Origin of the sequence: Halomonas sp. BN3-1, assembly GCF_003056325.1 — a bacterium.
Taxonomy (GTDB): Bacteria; Pseudomonadota; Gammaproteobacteria; order Pseudomonadales; family Halomonadaceae; genus Halomonas; species Halomonas litopenaei.
In genome coordinates this window covers 96,131-112,403 of record NZ_PYVV01000010.1, presented here as the reverse complement: position 1 = coordinate 112,403, position 16,273 = coordinate 96,131, and the positions used below count along the sequence as shown (strand labels likewise).

Below are 16,273 nucleotides of genomic sequence, written 5' to 3'. Positions count from 1 at the left end.
TCGTGACCATTTACACCGACGGGGGTTGCCGCGGCAATCCCGGACCCGGCGGCTGGGGAGCGCTGCTGGAAAGCGGGGATCACCGCAAGTCGCTCAAGGGCGCCGAGCGTGATACCACCAACAACCGAATGGAGCTGACCGCCGCGATCATGGCGCTGAAGACGCTCAAGCGCGAGTGTCACGTGGATCTCTGGACCGATTCGGAGTATCTGCGCAAGGGCATCACCGAATGGATCCATGGCTGGATCAAGCGTGGCTGGAAGACGGCTTCCAGGCAGCCGGTGAAGAACGCCGATCTGTGGCGCGAGCTGCATGACCAGACACGCCGACACCAGGTCAGCTGGCATTGGGTCAAGGGGCACAGCGGCCACCCTGGAAACGAGGCCGCCGACGCCCTGGTCAACGAGGCCATCGACGAGTTGCTGGAAGGCGCCTGACGCCGTCGGCCCACACCCCACAGCCCATCCGACTTCAGGGACCCAGAATGCGACAGATTGTACTGGATACCGAGACCACCGGTATCGAGACGCGCGACGGCCACCGTCTCATCGAGATCGGCGCCGTGGAGATGATAAACCGGCGTCTGACCGGAAATTCCTACCATCAATACATCAACCCCGAGCGTGAGATCGATGCCGAGGCGATCGGTGTCCACGGCATCACCAACGAGCGGGTCGCCAATGAGCCGGTGTTCGCCGAGGTGGCGGCCGACTTCTGGGAGTTTATTCGCGGGGCCGAGCTGGTCATCCATAACGCGCCCTTCGATGTCGGCTTCATCGACCACGAATTCAAGCTGTTGAAGGCCACCCACCCCGAGCTATATGCAGGGCCCGTCAAGGATCACTGTCGTATCCTCGATACCCTGACCATGGCACGGGGACTGCACCCGGGGCAGCGCAACAGCCTCGACGCCCTCTGCAAGCGCTACGATATCGACAATGGTCACCGCGTGCTGCACGGGGCCTTGCTCGATGCCGAGATCCTGGCAGACGTCTATCTGGCGATGACCGGTGGGCAGACCGCCCTGACCCTGGATGCGGGCAACGACAGCGACCAGCAGGCGGCGGTGCCCGGCGAGCTTTCGGTGCGTCGGCTGTCATTGGAGCCGGGGCGGCTGAGTGTGGTACGCCCGACAGAGCAGGAGATGGCTGCCCATCTGGCCAAGCTCGACAAGGTGCGTGGCAAGGCAGGTGAGTGTCGCTGGGACGACCTGGACCCTGTCTACGCCGGCCCCGGCAGCGTCACGCAGGACGGTGTCTGATGCTGCATCGGGAGCTGCCAAGAGGTGTCGAGTCGGGGCGTATCATTCGCCTGTCGAAGGGCTGTATGGCGCCTGGCCTGGACAATACGCCGCTGGGGCCGGTCGAGCCCTGGGATAAGCGTGTTCAGCCGTTGTGCTGGTGGTCGGATGAGCCGGTGGGGCTGCGTCTTGAAGATAGCCCAGGCGCCGACTGGCCAGACGGCCGTAGCTGGCTGTCGAGGTTGCCCGAGTCATGGTACGGGCTGGTGTCAACGGCGCTGCAGGTGGGTGCCTGGATGGGCAATCACCGGTTTTGCGGACGTTGCGGCAGCCAAGCGAGGCGTCTGGAACACGAGTTTGCGATGCACTGCGACAATTGCGGCCATCGCAACTACCCGCGCATCTCGCCCTGTATCATCACCCTGGTGACCCACGGGGAGTCGCTGTTGCTGGCTCGTAGCCCGCGTTTTCCACCCGGACGCTATTCCACCCTGGCAGGATTCATCGAACCGGGAGAGTCGGCGGAGCAGGCGGTGCATCGCGAGGTCCACGAGGAGGTCGGTCTGAAGCTGGGGCGGCTGCGTTATATTCGCAGTCAGGCCTGGCCTTTTCCCCACTCCCTGATGCTGGGCTATCTGGTCGAGGCGGCAAGCCGACGCATCGTGATCGACGGCCACGAGATCGAAGACGCCGCCTGGTTCTCGCCACGGCAGCTACCGCAGTTGCCGCCGCTTTATTCGATCTCGCGGGAATTGATCGAGTTGCACCTGTCTGAGGTGCGTGACGGTCGGTCCTGACGGGCAGTCGCCGGGAGGAGCCACTGCCCATTTGAGCATCACTTCTCGGGAAACAGCTCGGTCAGGCGGGTCGCCAGCATGATATTGCCGGTCGCCTTGAGCTTGCCGGTCATGAAGGCTGTCATGCCGTTGATATCACCGGTCATGATGCCCTTGAGGGTGTCGCTGCTCATACTCAGGCTTACAGAGGGGTCGTCGTGCTCGCCCTGCTGGATGTCCAGTGCGCCATCGTCGATGACGACATAGTGATCCTCGGTATCGCTGAAATGGAACTGGAAGATCTCGTGCATGCCCCGGGCAGCGTCGGGATTGAAGCGAGAGCGTAGCGTATCGAGTGTCTGTGACATGAGAATTCCTTGCAGTTGTGTGAGTCGCTGTCAGGCAGCGTATTTCAAACGAATGTTTCAATCAAGGCCGGGCGCCGTTCAGGGCCTATGACCGTCAAGGTCCAGGTCTTTGCAGAATTGTGCCGGCTGACAGGGAGAGAGCGATGGAAGACTGGCTGGGTGAGATCCTGACCTTTTTTGTTCAGCTACTGCTGGTGGCAGGGGTCGTGCTGTTGGCGCTGATCGTGCTTGCCCGGGCCAAGGGTGGCGGCAGTGTACCCAGGGAGCAACTCAGGATCGAGGACCTGGGTCAGCGTCAGCGTCAGTGGCGTGAGCGTTTGATACACGCCAGGACAGGCACAGAAAAGCGGTCTCGCCTGCGCTGGCCGTGGCGTCGGGATACCAAGCCCAGGCAGGACGAAGGCGTGGCATCGAGCGCCACCACCTGGGTGATCGATTTTCATGGAAACCTCAAGGCCAGCGGCGTGGACCGCCTGGCTCGCGAAGTGTCCTTGCTGCTTGGTGTGGCTAAGGAAGGGGACGAGGTGGTCATTCGGCTGGAGAGCCCCGGAGGCCTGGTCCACACCTATGGGCAGGGTGCGGCGGAACTGCACCGGCTCACCGAGGGGGGCCTCAAGACGACGGTCTGCGTGGACAAGGTAGCGGCCAGCGGCGGCTACCTGATGGCGTGCAACGCACAACGCATCCTGGTGGCCCCGTTTGCGGTAATCGGCTCCATCGGGGTGGTGGCCCAGATCCCGAATGTCCACCGCCTGCTCAAGCGCCATGACGTCGATGTGGAGCTGGTGACCGCCGGGCGCTACAAGCGCACGCTCACCGTGCTGGGCGAAAACACCGAGGAAGGCAGAGACAAGCTGCAGGCGGACCTCGACGCCATCCATGCCAAGTTCAAGGACTACGTCGACCAGCGCCGCTCCGGCGTGGATATCGACGCTGTGTCCACCGGCGAGGTCTGGTACGGAGAAGAGGCCGTGTCCAGAGGGTTGGCGGATGAGGTCACCACCAGCGAGGCTTATCTCAGCAAGGCGATGGAACGTGGCAAGGTGCTGAGCCTGAGGCTTGCGGCTGTGCCATCACTGGCCGAGCGTCTTGGTTTTTCCGCCTCTGGCATGATCGAGCAGGCGCTCAATCGGGTGGAAGAGCGTGTCGATGCGTCCGGCTGGGAGCATCGGTAGGCGAAGCGCGCGTCGCGGTTCGTAACATTGGGTCGCAATATTGGATCGCAATACTGCCTGACCTGAGCCGCCCCAGCTCCGCCTGTCCAAGTCGTTCTGTCCATCGAGCGAGCCCGACGCCCTCCAGCGAGGGCTATCGGGTGCGAAGCGCCTGACCCAAGTCTGTGGTCGCGCTTCAGTCGTCGTTGGCTGCGTTCATCTTGACGATGGCGGCGATCATGATGCTCGCGCTGTCGCCTTGCAGCGAGTAGTAGATGGTCTGGGAGGAGCGCCGAGTACTGACCAGCTCGGCTCGCCTGAGGATGGCAAGGTGCTGGGATAGGGCCGACTGGCTCAGGCTCAGGCGTTGATTGAGCTCTGTCACGGACAGCTCGTTGCCTTCAAGTAGACACAGGATTCTTAGGCGATTGTCGTTGGCGATGGCTTTCAGCAGGCCGCTCGCTCTGTCTACCACGGCATCTCCACCCTCAAGCAGGCGGCCGGCAACACGTTGTGAGCTGTTCATCAGCACTCTCCCTTGCAGCGGTGACTGACACGAATTTCACCCGTTGGACGTCGTGGCGCTAGGCGCCACCCGAGATGGACGGCAATAGGGATCGAGGTGTTGTGCATGGATGGCTTGTCATCCTCATCGAAGAGATCCGCTAGTCGGATTCGGCGTATCCGGCTCCACGGAATAGTGTTGGTCCGGGGCGCAGGACTCCTTTCATTTGGTCGCCGATGAAAGCCGAAGCCTTTCTTTCCGTTAGTGATTAAGAAACTTCTCAATAATAGCGCATTGTTGAAGTAAACGCGTCTTAAACGCGTGTTTGTGACCGTTTCGGCAGAATTAGATAATGAGTTTTTCAAAATGTGTCCGTCGCGTTGTTTCTTGTATTTGTATTTAGCAGACTGACAATATTGTGCAATATCAGGTTTCTCTAGGTATCCTGTATGGCACATCTGGTGCCTGGATCTGCAGTTATCTGATTTTGTCCGTCTACGCCGGGTGGCCTGTGGGTAAAGGGGAAGGGGGCGAGCAAGGGAGTGCTGGCAAGGCGCAGGCTTGTCTCGTATAATTTCTGCCGCCAAATTTGCACCCCACGCGGTGGCGCGAGACTTTTCGCCATAGGCTCGAAATCTTGCGCCATCCAGAGGTATCGCAGCCAGGCGTGCCTGTAGCCGTATTGTGGTTGTTCCCAGGGTTCCCTCACCCCTTGCGAAAAAGGAATCATGATGTTCACTCTGTCCTTCGAACAGCGCCGTCGTCTGCTGGCGTTGATGGTCGTTTTCCATATCGTCGTTATCGCCGCCAGCAACTACCTGGTCCAGTTGCCGTTTACGGTGTTTGGCTTGCACACGACCTGGGGCGCTTTCAGCTTTCCCTTCATCTTCCTGGCCACCGATCTGACGGTACGCCTGTTCGGCAAGGGGCCGGCGCGCGCTATCGTGATGCGCGTGATGCTGCCCGCGCTGGTGGTGTCGTACGTTGTCTCGGTGGTCTTCCCGCAGGGCGGCTTCGCTGGCCTTGCCGCGTTCGATGGTTTCGATCTGTTCGTCGCCCGGATCGCACTGGCCAGTTTCATGGCCTACCTGCTCGGACAATTGCTCGACGTGCAGGTCTTCGACCGGCTCAGGCGACTCAAGCACTGGTGGGTGGCGCCGGCGGCGTCGACCCTGGTCGGTAATCTGGTCGATACCGTGGCGTTCTTCTCCATCGCCTTCGAGGCTGGCCCTGACCCGTTCATGGCGCAGCATTGGCCAGAAATCGCAGCGGTCGACTACGCCATCAAACTTGCGATCAGTCTGGCCTTTTTCCTGCCCCTGTACGGTGTGCTGCTGCGTTATCTGAGCCAGCGACTGGTGGCGGTGACCGGCAGTCAGGACGTCTGGCCGGAGCAGGTCGCTCGGGGAGAGGGGCGCTGATAAGGGCCTCGATCCCCGGCGGTTGAGCCTGCTGGGCCGGTGTTACGATCTGGTTCCGATCTAGCCCCGCCCTGGTTTGCTCTGGCTGTGCTTGCTGCCTGGCTCCGCGCCCCGCCTGGCACGTTCAGTACTATGCTGGTGTCGTGAAGCACGACGTTCTACCGGCTCTCTACCAACCTTCGATCGCTCAAAGGAGTGCAGCTATGACGGTTTCCCTGGAATATACGGACAGTGGTGGTCAGGGAGAGCCATTGGTCATCGTTCATGGCCTGCTGGGTAGCGCCGACAACTGGCGCTCCCATGTCAAACAGTGGTCGGGCGAGCGCCGTGTGATCGCCCTGGATCTTCGCAATCATGGCCGTTCTCCCCATGCCGAGGGTATGGACTATGCCCAGATGGCCGAGGACGTGGCAGCGGTGATGGACCGCTGCGGCGTCACCAGAGGGCACCTGCTTGGCCACTCCATGGGCGGCAAGGTGGTGATGACCCTGGCCAGGCTGCATCCTGAGCTGGTGGCGTCGCTGATCGTTGCCGATATCGCGCCGGTCGCCTATGAACACCGTCACGATAGCGTCTTCAGCGCACTGCGGCGTGTCGAGCAGGGCGAGCCCACCGACCGGCGAGAGGCCGATGCCTTGATGGCTGAGGTGATCGACGACAAGCCCACCCGCATGTTTCTGGCTACCAATCTGGTGCGCGGCGACGATCGCGTACTTCGATTGCGGGTCAATCTCGATGCGATCGAAGCCGGCTACGGGCAGATCATGGCACCCCCGGGTGGCGAAGGAAGCATCGATGTGCCGACGCTGGTGTTGCGCGGTAGTCGCTCCGACTACGTCGCCGATGACCTGCTTGAGTCGCTGCGCGCCGTCCTGCCCAGGGCCGAAGTCAAGACCCTGGACGCTGGTCACTGGCTTCACACCGAGCGGGCGCAGGAGTTTCAGGAGCAAGTGGCCGAGTTTCTGGCCTCTCTGGACGACTAGCCAGTGCAATCAAGGCGCCGGTGATTGGCCGGGGTCCTGGTCCAGGTGCCGCTGATTAGCCGGGGTCCTTGCCCAGGCGCCGGTGATTGGCCGGGGTCCATGCCCAGGCGCCAGTGATGAGCCGGGGTCCATGCCTAGGCGTCTGTGGTTTAGCCGGGGTCCATGCCCAGGCGTCTGTGGTTTAGCCGGGGTGCTTGCCCAGGCGTCTGTGGTTTAGCCGGGGTCCTTGCCTAGGCGTCTGTGGTTTAGCCGGGGCGCCGCTGATTAGTCGGGGTCCTTGCCCAGGCGTCTGTGGTTTAGCCGGGGTCCTTGCCCAGGCGCGAGATCGGGGTCAAGCGTTCGACGATCTGCTGGTCATGTAGATAGCGCTCCAGGCGACGATAGCGGCCGTGGTCCATGGCGCCGGGGCGCAGGCTGAGTCGGCGCCTGATGTCGGGCCAGGCCTCGGCATTGGCGGGGCTGTCCATGGTCGGCTCGAGTCGAGTCATGATCTCCCAGCTCGCGGCGGGATGGTCGATGATCCAGCGCGTGGCGTCTTCCAGTGCGTCGACGAAGGCGCGAATGGCGTCCTTCTGTGCCTGAAAGTGGTCCTGGTTGGCCACGACGACCAGGCCGTCGTGCACCGGGATACCCAGTGTCTCGGTCGGCATGGCGCGGGTAGCGATGCCGAGGTCGGCGAGCTCTCGCGGCAGGGACAGTGCCGCGCCGCCGATGAAGGCATCGATCCAGCCTTCGTTCATCGCGCGTATCACGCTGAAGTGCACGTCCTTGGCCTCGACATGGGACAGGTTCAACCCTTCGTGTTGAAGGATGGCCCTGAGCAAGACGTCTTGTCCCGAGCGCTGCGCGTAGCCGATCCGGTGATCGATCAGTCCCAGCACCGAGTCGATGTCCGCATCTTCGCGTACCAGCAGCGCCGACAGTGGCAATTCGCTCAAGGTGGCTACCCTGATGATGGGGCGCCCCTGGTCCACCAGTCGATGCAGGGTCAGCTGGTCGGTCAGTGCCAGATCCGCCTGGGATGCCGCCACCAGCTTGGCAGGCACGTCGGGATCGGCGGGAGTCTGCAGCACGACGTTCAGTCCGCGCCGCGAGAACAGCCCCCTCTCTTGAGCCACCAGCAAGGCAGCGTGCTGCGGCCCGGGTGACCATTCCAGCACTAGAGTCAGCTCGGTGACCGGCGGCGGCGCGATCGGGTCGGCAGGAGCCGCCGTGGCCGACGGTGCCACCGGCATCGCGGGCGTGTCGATACCGGGTCCACCAGGCAATCCACGGTAGCGCTCGAGGATATCGCGCACCACCGTTGCTTCGGCGCTTGTGGGGGGCGTTCCGTCGACCTGCTCGGAAGAAGTCTCGACCTGTTGCTCCTGGGCGAGGGGCGGCGCTGTCTGTTGCTGCGCTGCGGCTTCAGCGGGCGCCTCCGGCTCGGCCAGGGCAGGGGACAACGCGCCGAGGCTTGCCAGCAGCAAGCTCAAGCCCGCAAGCCGGATTAGCCAGTGTTGCCTGGGCGACGACTTGGGCATCAACAATCTCCATGGGTCAGGCATTCGTACCAGCGCGCTAGTGTATCCAAGGGCGAGCTTCGTTCACCAGCGGCATCCATCAACATCTTGGTAATTCGAAGTGCCCTCGATGAATCACGTTACACTCGACAGATCGCGGCGTGGGGCCGGGCGTGAGACAATCATGATGAACGTTGCAAGGGATGCGCATGGATTCGATCAATAGTCTCTTTCTTCTGTGTGGAACGCTGATTGCGCTGAGTGTGCTGGCCAGTCGGCTTTCCGCTCTGGCCGGTGTGCCACTGCTGGTGCTGTTCCTGATACTCGGCATGCTGGCGGGTGAAGACGGCCTGCTGGGTATCGACTTCGACAACTACTCGCTGGCCTTTGTCATCGGCCATCTCGCCCTGGCGATGATCCTGCTGGATGGTGGCCTGCGGACACGGCTCAAGACCTTTCGTGTCGGTTTCAAACCCGCCCTGGGGCTCGCTACCGTCGGGGTCTTCATCACCAGCGGTCTGGTCGGTCTGCTGGCGATGTGGGTCTTCGATCTATCGTTGCTGCAGGGCCTGCTGGTCGGGGCCATCGTCGGTTCTACCGACGCTGCGGCGGTCTTCTCGATGCTCAGTGGCAGAGGGCTCAACCTCAATGAACGGGTCGGCGCCACCCTGGAAATCGAGTCCGGCACCAACGATCCCATGGCGATCTTTCTCACCCTGGTGCTGGTCGAGGCGCTGGTGGGGGACCTCGGTGGCCCCCTGGACATGCTGCTGTTCTTCGTTCAACAGTTCGCCATGGCCATCGCCATCGGGCTTGGCGCGGGCTGGCTGATCGGTCGCTTGCTGCGCTATGTGGATCTTGCGCCGGGCCTTTACTCGCTGCTGGCCCTGGCGTTGGGGTTCTGTGTCTTTGGCTTGACCAGTGCCCTGGGGGGCAGTGGCTTCCTGGCGATTTATCTGGCCGGATTGATGATCGGCAATCAACCGGGGCGGCACCTCAACTTCATCTTGCCGGTGCATGACGGACTGGCCTGGCTAAGTCAGATCGGGCTATTTCTGGTGCTTGGCTTGCTGGTGACACCTTCGGCACTACTGGAAGTGCTGTTACCAGCTTCGATCGTGGCCCTTGCGCTGATCTTCGTGGCGCGTCCGTTGGCGGTGGTGGTGACGCTCAAGCCGTTTTTCCATTTCCGCTGGCGCGAGGTGGGATTCATTTCCTGGGTGGGGCTTCGCGGTGCCGTGCCCATCGTGCTGGCGATCTTTCCTGTCATCGGTGGCGTCGAGCAAGCCGGCCTCTACTTCAATGTGGCCTTCGCGGTGGTGTTGCTGTCGCTGTTGATTCAGGGCGGAAGCTTGCCCTGGATGGCTCGCCGCATGAAGGTCATGGTGCCGGACAGTGCCACTCCCAATCATCGGGGGCCACTTGGCATCCTGCCTGAAAACGACTTCGAGATGTTCGTCTACAAGGTCGAAAATGCCGATCTCGAGGACATCCCGATCCGGCTGCTGCGCTTTCCCTCAGGTGCCTTGATCTCTGCCCTGTTCCGCCAGCACGTGATGCTGCACCCCAAGGGCAGTACACAGTTGCGCATCGACGACATCATCTGTGTCATCGGCAAGAGCGACGATCTGCCAGCATTGAACCGGCTGTTCAACGGCGATGCCAAGCATCGCCAGCAGCGCGCCTTCTTCGGCACCTTCACCCTGGATGCAGACGCCAGGATGGGCGATGTGGCCGATGCCTATGCGTTGACCCTGAGCCCCGGCGAGGCCTCGCTGACACTGGGTGAATTCATGGGACTACGCTTGGGCGGGCATCCGGTGGTAGGCGACGACGTCGACTGGCATGGCATCCACTGGGTGGTGAGCGAGATGGAAGGCAACCATATCACCCGTGTGGGTCTGCGCCTCTACTGAGGCGCAGCGTTCCAGTATCGGAAAGAATCGAGCGGAAAGCATCGAGCGGAAATAACCGGGCGGAAATTATCGAGCGGGGTCTGTCGAGAAAGCCCCTTGCCAAGATGCCCTGGAAGAGCCCGTCAGGGCACCAGCAACTTGAACTGCAGCGAAAATTGGTCTTCAGGCACGGCGTAGTCGTCGGCGAAGTTGTGCTCATACAGACCACTGATCTGCAGCGGGGAGTCTCCCAGCTTTACCAGTTTGCTGAGTCGGCCCCCCACGGGCAGACTGCTCCAGTCGCTGTGCTCCCAGTCGTAGGTGATGTTCATCTCCGAAGTGCCCACTGACCAGCCCTGGCCGAGCCCGAGATTGATGATGGGCTGCAGGATGCTCAGGTTGACGTCCTCGCGATCGTCCTCACCGGCGACACTGAAGATGTTCTGGTTGAAGGCGCCATACAGGAAGGAGCCTCGCGAGGCCGCAAACCCGACCGCTGGACCCAGACCCCACTGTTCGGCGCCACGATGCTCGCCGCCGGTCGGCAGAAGGGCGACCACACCAAAGCCAGAACGACCCCAGGAGTGTTCGAAGGTGGTGAGGTCGAACACCGTAGAATCGCTCAGGCCGGTGGAACCGCCAGGATCCTCGGTCAGTGAGGGCACCGTCAGACGAAAGATGTGCTGGTGGCCCGCCAGCCGGTAGGGCAGCGCCGTTCTGAACTGGACGATGTTCTGTGAATCATTGGTGCCGTGGATTTCCGGGCTCCAGGAATTCTGTAGCTGGAAGTTCATCAGTGGCGCAGTGGGGTCGGAGGCGGCCTGTCCGAGTTCCTGCTCGGCCAGGACGCCGGGGCTGATCGCCAGTGTGCCGATCAGCAGCGCGGCACCAACGGATCTGCTGGCTAACGGAACGTTCACCCTCAGGCCATTCTGTTCGCAGAGCTCGCCGCCCCGAATCCTGACTCTTCCCTGATGCATCCCGACATTCCCCCAGCCGATGAGAGAGCCCCTGCAACGCGGGCTCGATTGCTATTTCGGCATAGTGTAGTCGGTCTTGCATGTAATATGCGCTTTTGTGCTGATCTGCCGGCGGTTAGATCGGCAGGGGCCTTGTTGCCAACCGTCCCCCGGACAAACCTGTCCCAGGATTTACCAGGCCCCCTGGTCGATCATGGCATTGGCGACGCGCCTGAATCCCGCAATGTTGGCGCCCAGCACCAGGTTGTGGGGCTCGCCGAATTCCTCTGCGGTGGACGCACAGCAGCGATGGATATTGGCCATGATCGCCTGGAGGTGGGCATCGACCTTCTCCAGCGGCCAGATCTGCATGCTGGCGTTCTGCGCCATTTCCAGTTGACTGGTGGATACGCCGCCGGCGTTGGCCGCCTTGCCGGGGGCGTAGGCGATGCGGGCCTCCAGCAGACGGTCCACCGCCAACGGCAGGGTCGGCAGGTTGGCCCCCTCGCATAGACACTCGAGCCCATTGGCGAGCATCGCCTCGGCGTCGGCCAGGGTGACCTCGCCCTGGGTCGCGCAGGGAAAGGCGACCTGGCCAGGGATGCGCCAGACGGCGTGGCCGTCGGCGGGGTAGTCGTCCAGCGCAATGAAGCGGGCCCGGGGGTGATCCTTCAGGTAGCCTTCAAGCGAGACGCGCTCGACCTCCTTCAAGCGCTTGAGAGCCTCCAGATCGATGCCGTCCGGGTCGTGGAGGCAGCCACCGGAATCGCTGCAGGTGACCGGCAGGGCATCCAGCTGATGGAGCTTCTCGATGGTATAGATGGCGACATTGCCTGCACCGGAGACCAGGCAGGTCTTGCCGCGTAGTTCTTCACCCCGGGCTGCCAGCATGTGCTGGGCAAAGTAGGCGGCGCCGTAGCCGGTGGCCTCCTTGCGGCCCAGCGATCCGCCCCAGTCCAGCCCCTTGCCGGTAATCACCCCTTCGTGACGTCGCGTCAGTCGCTTGTACTGGCCATAGAGGTAGCCGATCTCTCTGGCGCCGACGCCGATATCGCCCGCAGGGACATCCACGGTGGGCCCAAGATGATCCACCAGTTGGGTCATGAACGCCTGGCAGAAGCGCATGATTTCCCCGTCGGAGCGTCCGCGTGGATCGAAGTTGGCGCCACCCTTGGCGCCGCCAAGCGCGAGCCCGGTCAGAGCGTTCTTGAAGATCTGCTCGAACCCGAGAAACTTGATGATGCTGGCGTTGACGCTGGGGTGAAAGCGAAGGCCCCCCTTGTAGGGGCCGAGAGCCGAGTTGAACTGGACACGATACCCCTTGTTGACCTGGATCTTGCCGTTGTCGTCGGTCCAGCAGACGCGAAACATCAGCTGGCGCTCGGGCTCCACCAGTCGCTCGATGATGGCGTGCTCGAGGTAGCGGGCGTCTGACTCGAGCAGGGGCCTCAGGGACGCCAGGATCTTCTCTGCAGCGGCATAGAACTCCGCCTGGGCGGGACTGGTGGCTTTCAGCCCTTCCAGAGTGTTGTGCAGGTAATCCACGGCCGCGTCTCCTTTCTTGAGGCTTCCTTCGGCGTTGTGCCGTCGCTGGCTCGTTCACTATAGGAGTGGGGCGGCTGGTCAGACAGCAGGATGCGCTTTATGGCGAATTCCAGATGCGTCTGACGTCGGCCGTAGTCAAACACCGTGACAAACGGCATCATTCAGACGATAGGGCGATGGTCGCCCAGCAGCTTTTCATGAAAAGGTCAGGCTCGATGAAACGATCCTATTTTCCCGTGGTACTGACGCTATTGCTGGCCGTCGGGCTGGGGGGCTGCGACGAGACACCCACCGGGCGTAGCCAACTTGCCTTGGTGCCTGGCTTCGTGATGAGCGACATGGGGGGTGACGCCTTTGAGCAGATGCGAAGCCAGCTACCGCTTTCCACCGATGCCGCCATCAAGGCCGAGGTTCAATGTGTCAGCGACGCCTTGATCAAGTCGGCGCGGCTTGTCTACCCCAAGGTCGAGATGCCTGACGACTGGCAGGTGGTCGTGTTCGACAATCCCTCGCCAAATGCCTTTGCCTTGCCGGGAGGGCGCATTGGCGTGCACTCGGGGCTGTTGCAGGTCGCTCAGACGCCTGCCCAGCTGGCCGCGGTGGTCGGTCACGAGATCGCCCATGTGCTCGCCGACCACGGCAACGAGCGATTGACCCAGCAGTTGGGCATCAAGGCCGTGCTGCTGGTGGTAGGACTGATGAGCGAGGGCGACGTGGGGCAGGAACCCTTGCTCCAGGCGCTGGGCATCGGCAGCCAGCTCGGCATCGCCTTGCCGTTCAGCCGTGCCCATGAGTCCGAAGCCGACGTGATGGGGCTGGCCATCATGGCGCGCGCCGGATTCGATCCCGGCGAGAGCGTCGCCCTCTGGCGCAATATGGCATCGGTTGGCGGTGATCAACCGCCGGAGATCCTGTCCACCCATCCGGGGCATCAGTCACGTATCGAAGGGTTGCGTGCCGAGATGGTGCAGGCCAAGGAGGTTTACAGAGGCGTTTCGCCCAGCCGCTGCTAGGGCTTGTCTGAAAAGTGCCTGCGCTCGGTAATACGGCGTTAAAAATCGGATCAACATGCTCATTTACACCCCGTAAACTGCGCTTTCTCACCGATTTTTGCCTTGTCTAACCTTCGCTCGTCGACTTTTCGGACAGCGCCTAGGGCTTGTGCGAAAAGTGCCTGCGCTCGCTAATACGGCGTTAAAAATCAGATCAACAGGTGGGTCAGACGTTGGTGGGCGTTCGACCGAGCTTGTCTTCAAAGGCCAGGGCCGCGGCGGCGGCCCTGGCTTCGTCCTGTCCATCGTGGCGAGAGACCACCCGCCGTGAGGCGTTGGGAGAGGAATCCGAAAATGCCACCACCGCCCAGCGAGTGCGCTTCATCGTTCTTGTCTGATAACTCTCCACACGATAATGCTTCATGTCCATCCATCTCGGCATAGTTCACGGGTATGACCCTGATTGCCGACGTAAAGTTCGAAAGCCTCACCAATTAGAGCAGCTCGATCGTAAAGGCTTCTATCTTGCCGCCAAAGGCGAAAGGGCGTCGCTCTGCGTAGTGGCGTGAGACGGAGGAGCCCAGATCGCGGCCCACGTCGAAGGTCTCGCTGGCGCTGAAGGCCAGGGGAACCGTCGCGGGCACCTGACCTTCCGCCGCGGTTTGCCCATCCACCTCGATCGTCACCTGCGCCGCTTTCCCGGGCACCGGGATCCGGGTGGTGATGACGATGTCGTGGCTGCCCGGGGCCAGGGCGGCTGTGTGAATGCGGGTATTCTCCATCAGCAGCATATTGTACTCGTAGGTCAGCCTGCCCTGATCAAGATAGACGCTAAGCCCGCCGCCGGCACCTCCGATGGCATACAGCACGCCCTCGGCATCGCCCTGGCCGGTGTCGATACGCAGGCTGGCCCGGGTGCTCTGGCGACCAACGCCGGGGGCCGAAAATTCCGGCATGCGTTGAGTTGTTTGGGTAAAGGTCCAGTGATCGTAGCGCGTCTTGACCCGGTCCTCGGGGTGGACGCGAAGCCAGTTGCCCGCACCGGTGGGGAAGGCCTTGTTGTCCTCGGCGATATCCATGAAGCGTTGTTTCATCATGGCCAGTCGCTCAGGCTGAGCGTGGGCCAGATCTCTGGCCTGGGAAAAATCGCTTCGCAGGTCGTAGAGTTCCCACACATCTTCGGCGGAATCCCAGTCGGCGATCCGCTGTGCCGCGCTGGAGGTATCCCAGGGAACCAGCGGGCCAAAGGTACCGGCAAAGTAGCCATCCAGGTAGAGCCCTCGACTGCCGTTATTGTCGAAGAACTGGTGGTGCTTGCGTCCGGGGGCATCGGCGTCGTCGAAGGTGTAGGCCAGGCTGATACCGTCCATCGGCATCTGCGGGTAGCCGTTGACGACGTCCGGCAGCGGGATGTCCAGAATGTCGTAGAGGGTAGGGGCAATATCCACCACGTGGTGGAACTGGTGACGTACCTGCTCATCCGGTGCGATATGGCCGGGCCAGGAGATGACCATGGGGTTGCGGGTCCCGCCGAAATAGGCACCGAGCAGCTTGGTGCCCTTGAAGGGTGTGCTGCCCGCCCAGGCCCAGCCGGCGTGGTACATGTTTTCGGTCTGGGGGCTGCCGAGAACGTCGAGGCCGCCCATGCGATCCAGTACCTCCAGCTGCTGGGCGACACTGCTGCCGATATTGTTCTGGGCCAGCAGTTCGCTGATCGAGCCGTGCTGGCCTTCGGCACTGGAGCCATTGTCGCCGACGATGTAGATGACCAGGGTATTGTCTCTAAGCCCCATTTCCGCCATGCCCTCGAGCAGTCGCTCGACCTGGCTGTCGGTGTGCTCCACGAAGCCGGCGTAGATTTCCATCAGGCGAGTCTGGAAGTCGCGCTGGCTCTCGGGAATCTCGTCCCACCCTTGCAGGCTGTCGTTGCGTGGCGTGAGTGCTGTGCCCGGCGGAATGATGCCCATCTCGAGCTGTCGCTGGTGGGTGCGCACGCGGTAGGCATCCCAGCCATCGTCGAACTGGCCGTCGTAGCGATCGGCCCATTGCGGTGCAACGTGATGGGGGCCGTGGGCCCCACCCGGCGCCCAGTACATGAAAAACGGCTTGTCCGGATCGAAGGCCCGGTAGTCGGCGAGCCACGCGAGCGCCTGGTCGGTCAGGTCCTCGGTCAGGTGGTAGTCGGGATCGTCTTCGGGGGGCTCGACATGCAGGGTGTCCACGGTCAGTCGTGGCTCCCACTGAGACGTCTCGCCCCCCAGAAAGCCGTAGAAGTGCTCGAAACCATAGCCGGTGGGCCAGCGATCCTTGGGGCCGATCGCTGTCGTCTCGACCGCCGGGGTGTTGTGCCACTTGCCGAAGGCGGCGGTGTGGTAGCCGTACTGCTTGAGCACCTCGGCCATGGTGGCGGCATTCTTCGGAATCACGCCGGTATAGCCGTCGAAGGCCACCGCCCGTTCGGCAATGGTACCGGAGCCCACCCGGGTATGATTGCGACCGGTCAGCAGGGACGCCCGCGTGGGAGAACAGATGGACGTGGTATGAAAGCCGGTGTACTCGATGCCTTCATCGGCCAGGCGCGACAGCGCTGGCATCCTGATCTCGCCACCGAAGACCTCGGACACCCCGAAGCCCACATCGTCCAGCATGACGATCAGAACATTGGGGGCGTCTTCCGGCAGGTGGGACGGCTCGTCCGGCCACTGCATGGTGGCGTCCTGGAGGCGAGGTGGTACATCGCTCGGCATGGGGGCGGGGGCGAAGGGTAATAACGCTCCGTCCGTCTCGGGCCGACCGGTCTCGGGCAGGCTTGCCCCAACCGGGCCCGATACGGGAGAGAGCAGCACCAGGCCGGCGAGGACGCCGACCATGACTTGCATGGACCTTTGCATGGACCTCTGCATGACACACCTTCCTCGATAGCGGATTGCTGC

The 16,273-nt window shown here is 62.3% G+C and carries 15 protein-coding genes; 8 read left to right on the top strand and 7 right to left on the bottom strand.

Going from position 1 to position 16,273, the window contains the following annotated elements:
- The first annotated feature begins 2 nt into the window (after positions 1–2).
- Genes rnhA through nudC form a run of 3 tightly spaced genes read left to right on the top strand, consistent with a single transcriptional unit; the run spans position 3 to position 2,037 of the window.
- Positions 3–437: a ribonuclease HI gene (gene rnhA / locus C9F12_RS14770; RefSeq protein ID WP_240184259.1), complete on the top strand. Its 435-nt coding sequence runs from the start codon at positions 3–5 to the stop codon at positions 435–437.
- 47 nt (positions 438–484) lie between these two features.
- On the top strand, positions 485–1,261 hold the full coding sequence (dnaQ, locus tag C9F12_RS14765) for a DNA polymerase III subunit epsilon (RefSeq protein WP_108449379.1): 777 nt from the start codon (positions 485–487) through the stop codon (positions 1,259–1,261).
- Positions 1,261–2,037, top strand: coding sequence for an NAD(+) diphosphatase (gene nudC, locus C9F12_RS14760; RefSeq protein WP_108449378.1), 777 nt, complete (start codon positions 1,261–1,263; stop codon positions 2,035–2,037). Before dnaQ ends, nudC begins: the two co-directional genes overlap by 1 nt.
- 38 nt (positions 2,038–2,075) lie before the next feature.
- Here the strand turns inward: nudC and C9F12_RS14755 are convergent, their stop codons facing one another.
- Positions 2,076–2,384, bottom strand: coding sequence for an SCP2 sterol-binding domain-containing protein (locus tag C9F12_RS14755; RefSeq protein WP_108449377.1), 309 nt, complete (start codon positions 2,382–2,384; stop codon positions 2,076–2,078).
- 143 nt (positions 2,385–2,527) lie between these two features.
- On the opposite strand from C9F12_RS14755, the gene sohB reads away from it, so the two are divergent.
- Positions 2,528–3,559 (top strand): protease SohB, encoded by a 1,032-nt coding sequence (gene sohB / locus C9F12_RS14750; RefSeq protein WP_108449376.1) that lies wholly within the window; start codon positions 2,528–2,530, stop codon positions 3,557–3,559.
- A gap of 175 nt (positions 3,560–3,734) precedes the next feature.
- Here sohB and C9F12_RS14745 read toward each other — a convergent pair whose 3' ends face one another.
- A complete protein-coding gene (locus C9F12_RS14745) occupies positions 3,735–4,064 on the bottom strand; it encodes a metalloregulator ArsR/SmtB family transcription factor (protein WP_045993715.1) in 330 nt (109 codons plus the stop codon).
- A gap of 710 nt (positions 4,065–4,774) precedes the next feature.
- Between C9F12_RS14745 and C9F12_RS14740 the strand changes: the two genes are divergently transcribed.
- Together C9F12_RS14740 and C9F12_RS14735 are read left to right on the top strand one after the other, a co-directional pair.
- Positions 4,775–5,464, top strand: coding sequence for a 7-cyano-7-deazaguanine/7-aminomethyl-7-deazaguanine transporter (locus C9F12_RS14740; protein WP_045993714.1), 690 nt, complete (start codon positions 4,775–4,777; stop codon positions 5,462–5,464).
- A 203-nt stretch (positions 5,465–5,667) separates the two neighbouring features.
- Positions 5,668–6,447, top strand: coding sequence for an alpha/beta fold hydrolase (locus tag C9F12_RS14735; RefSeq protein WP_108449375.1), 780 nt, complete (start codon positions 5,668–5,670; stop codon positions 6,445–6,447).
- Between the two features lie 296 nt (positions 6,448–6,743).
- Here C9F12_RS14735 and C9F12_RS14730 read toward each other — a convergent pair whose 3' ends face one another.
- Positions 6,744–7,970 (bottom strand): ABC transporter substrate-binding protein, encoded by a 1,227-nt coding sequence (locus C9F12_RS14730; RefSeq protein ID WP_162816496.1) that lies wholly within the window; start codon positions 7,968–7,970, stop codon positions 6,744–6,746.
- Between the two features lie 188 nt (positions 7,971–8,158).
- Here C9F12_RS14730 and C9F12_RS14725 point away from each other — a divergent pair, with 188 nt between their 5' ends.
- A complete protein-coding gene (locus C9F12_RS14725; RefSeq protein WP_108449373.1) occupies positions 8,159–9,865 on the top strand; it encodes a potassium/proton antiporter in 1,707 nt (568 codons plus the stop codon).
- A gap of 122 nt (positions 9,866–9,987) precedes the next feature.
- Here C9F12_RS14725 and C9F12_RS14720 read toward each other — a convergent pair whose 3' ends face one another.
- Both C9F12_RS14720 and gdhA read right to left on the bottom strand, forming a co-directional pair.
- Positions 9,988–10,764, bottom strand: coding sequence for a hypothetical protein (locus C9F12_RS14720; RefSeq protein ID WP_162816495.1), 777 nt, complete (start codon positions 10,762–10,764; stop codon positions 9,988–9,990).
- Between the two features lie 231 nt (positions 10,765–10,995).
- Positions 10,996–12,348 (bottom strand): NADP-specific glutamate dehydrogenase, encoded by a 1,353-nt coding sequence (gene gdhA / locus C9F12_RS14715; RefSeq protein WP_045993711.1) that lies wholly within the window; start codon positions 12,346–12,348, stop codon positions 10,996–10,998.
- Between the two features lie 215 nt (positions 12,349–12,563).
- On the opposite strand from gdhA, the gene C9F12_RS14710 reads away from it, so the two are divergent.
- The gene (locus C9F12_RS14710) at positions 12,564–13,361 is read left to right on the top strand and encodes a M48 family metallopeptidase (protein ID WP_045993710.1); all 798 of its coding nucleotides are present in this window, start codon (positions 12,564–12,566) and stop codon (positions 13,359–13,361) included.
- 205 nt (positions 13,362–13,566) lie between these two features.
- Here C9F12_RS14710 and C9F12_RS22615 read toward each other — a convergent pair whose 3' ends face one another.
- Both C9F12_RS22615 and C9F12_RS14705 read right to left on the bottom strand, forming a co-directional pair.
- Entirely contained in the window at positions 13,567–13,764 is a 198-nt protein-coding gene (locus C9F12_RS22615; RefSeq protein ID WP_124804775.1) for a hypothetical protein, read from the bottom strand.
- Positions 13,765–13,834: 70 nt separating this feature from the next.
- Positions 13,835–16,219: an arylsulfatase gene (locus tag C9F12_RS14705; protein ID WP_205254703.1), complete on the bottom strand. Its 2,385-nt coding sequence runs from the start codon at positions 16,217–16,219 to the stop codon at positions 13,835–13,837.
- Positions 16,220–16,273 lie beyond the last annotated feature (54 nt).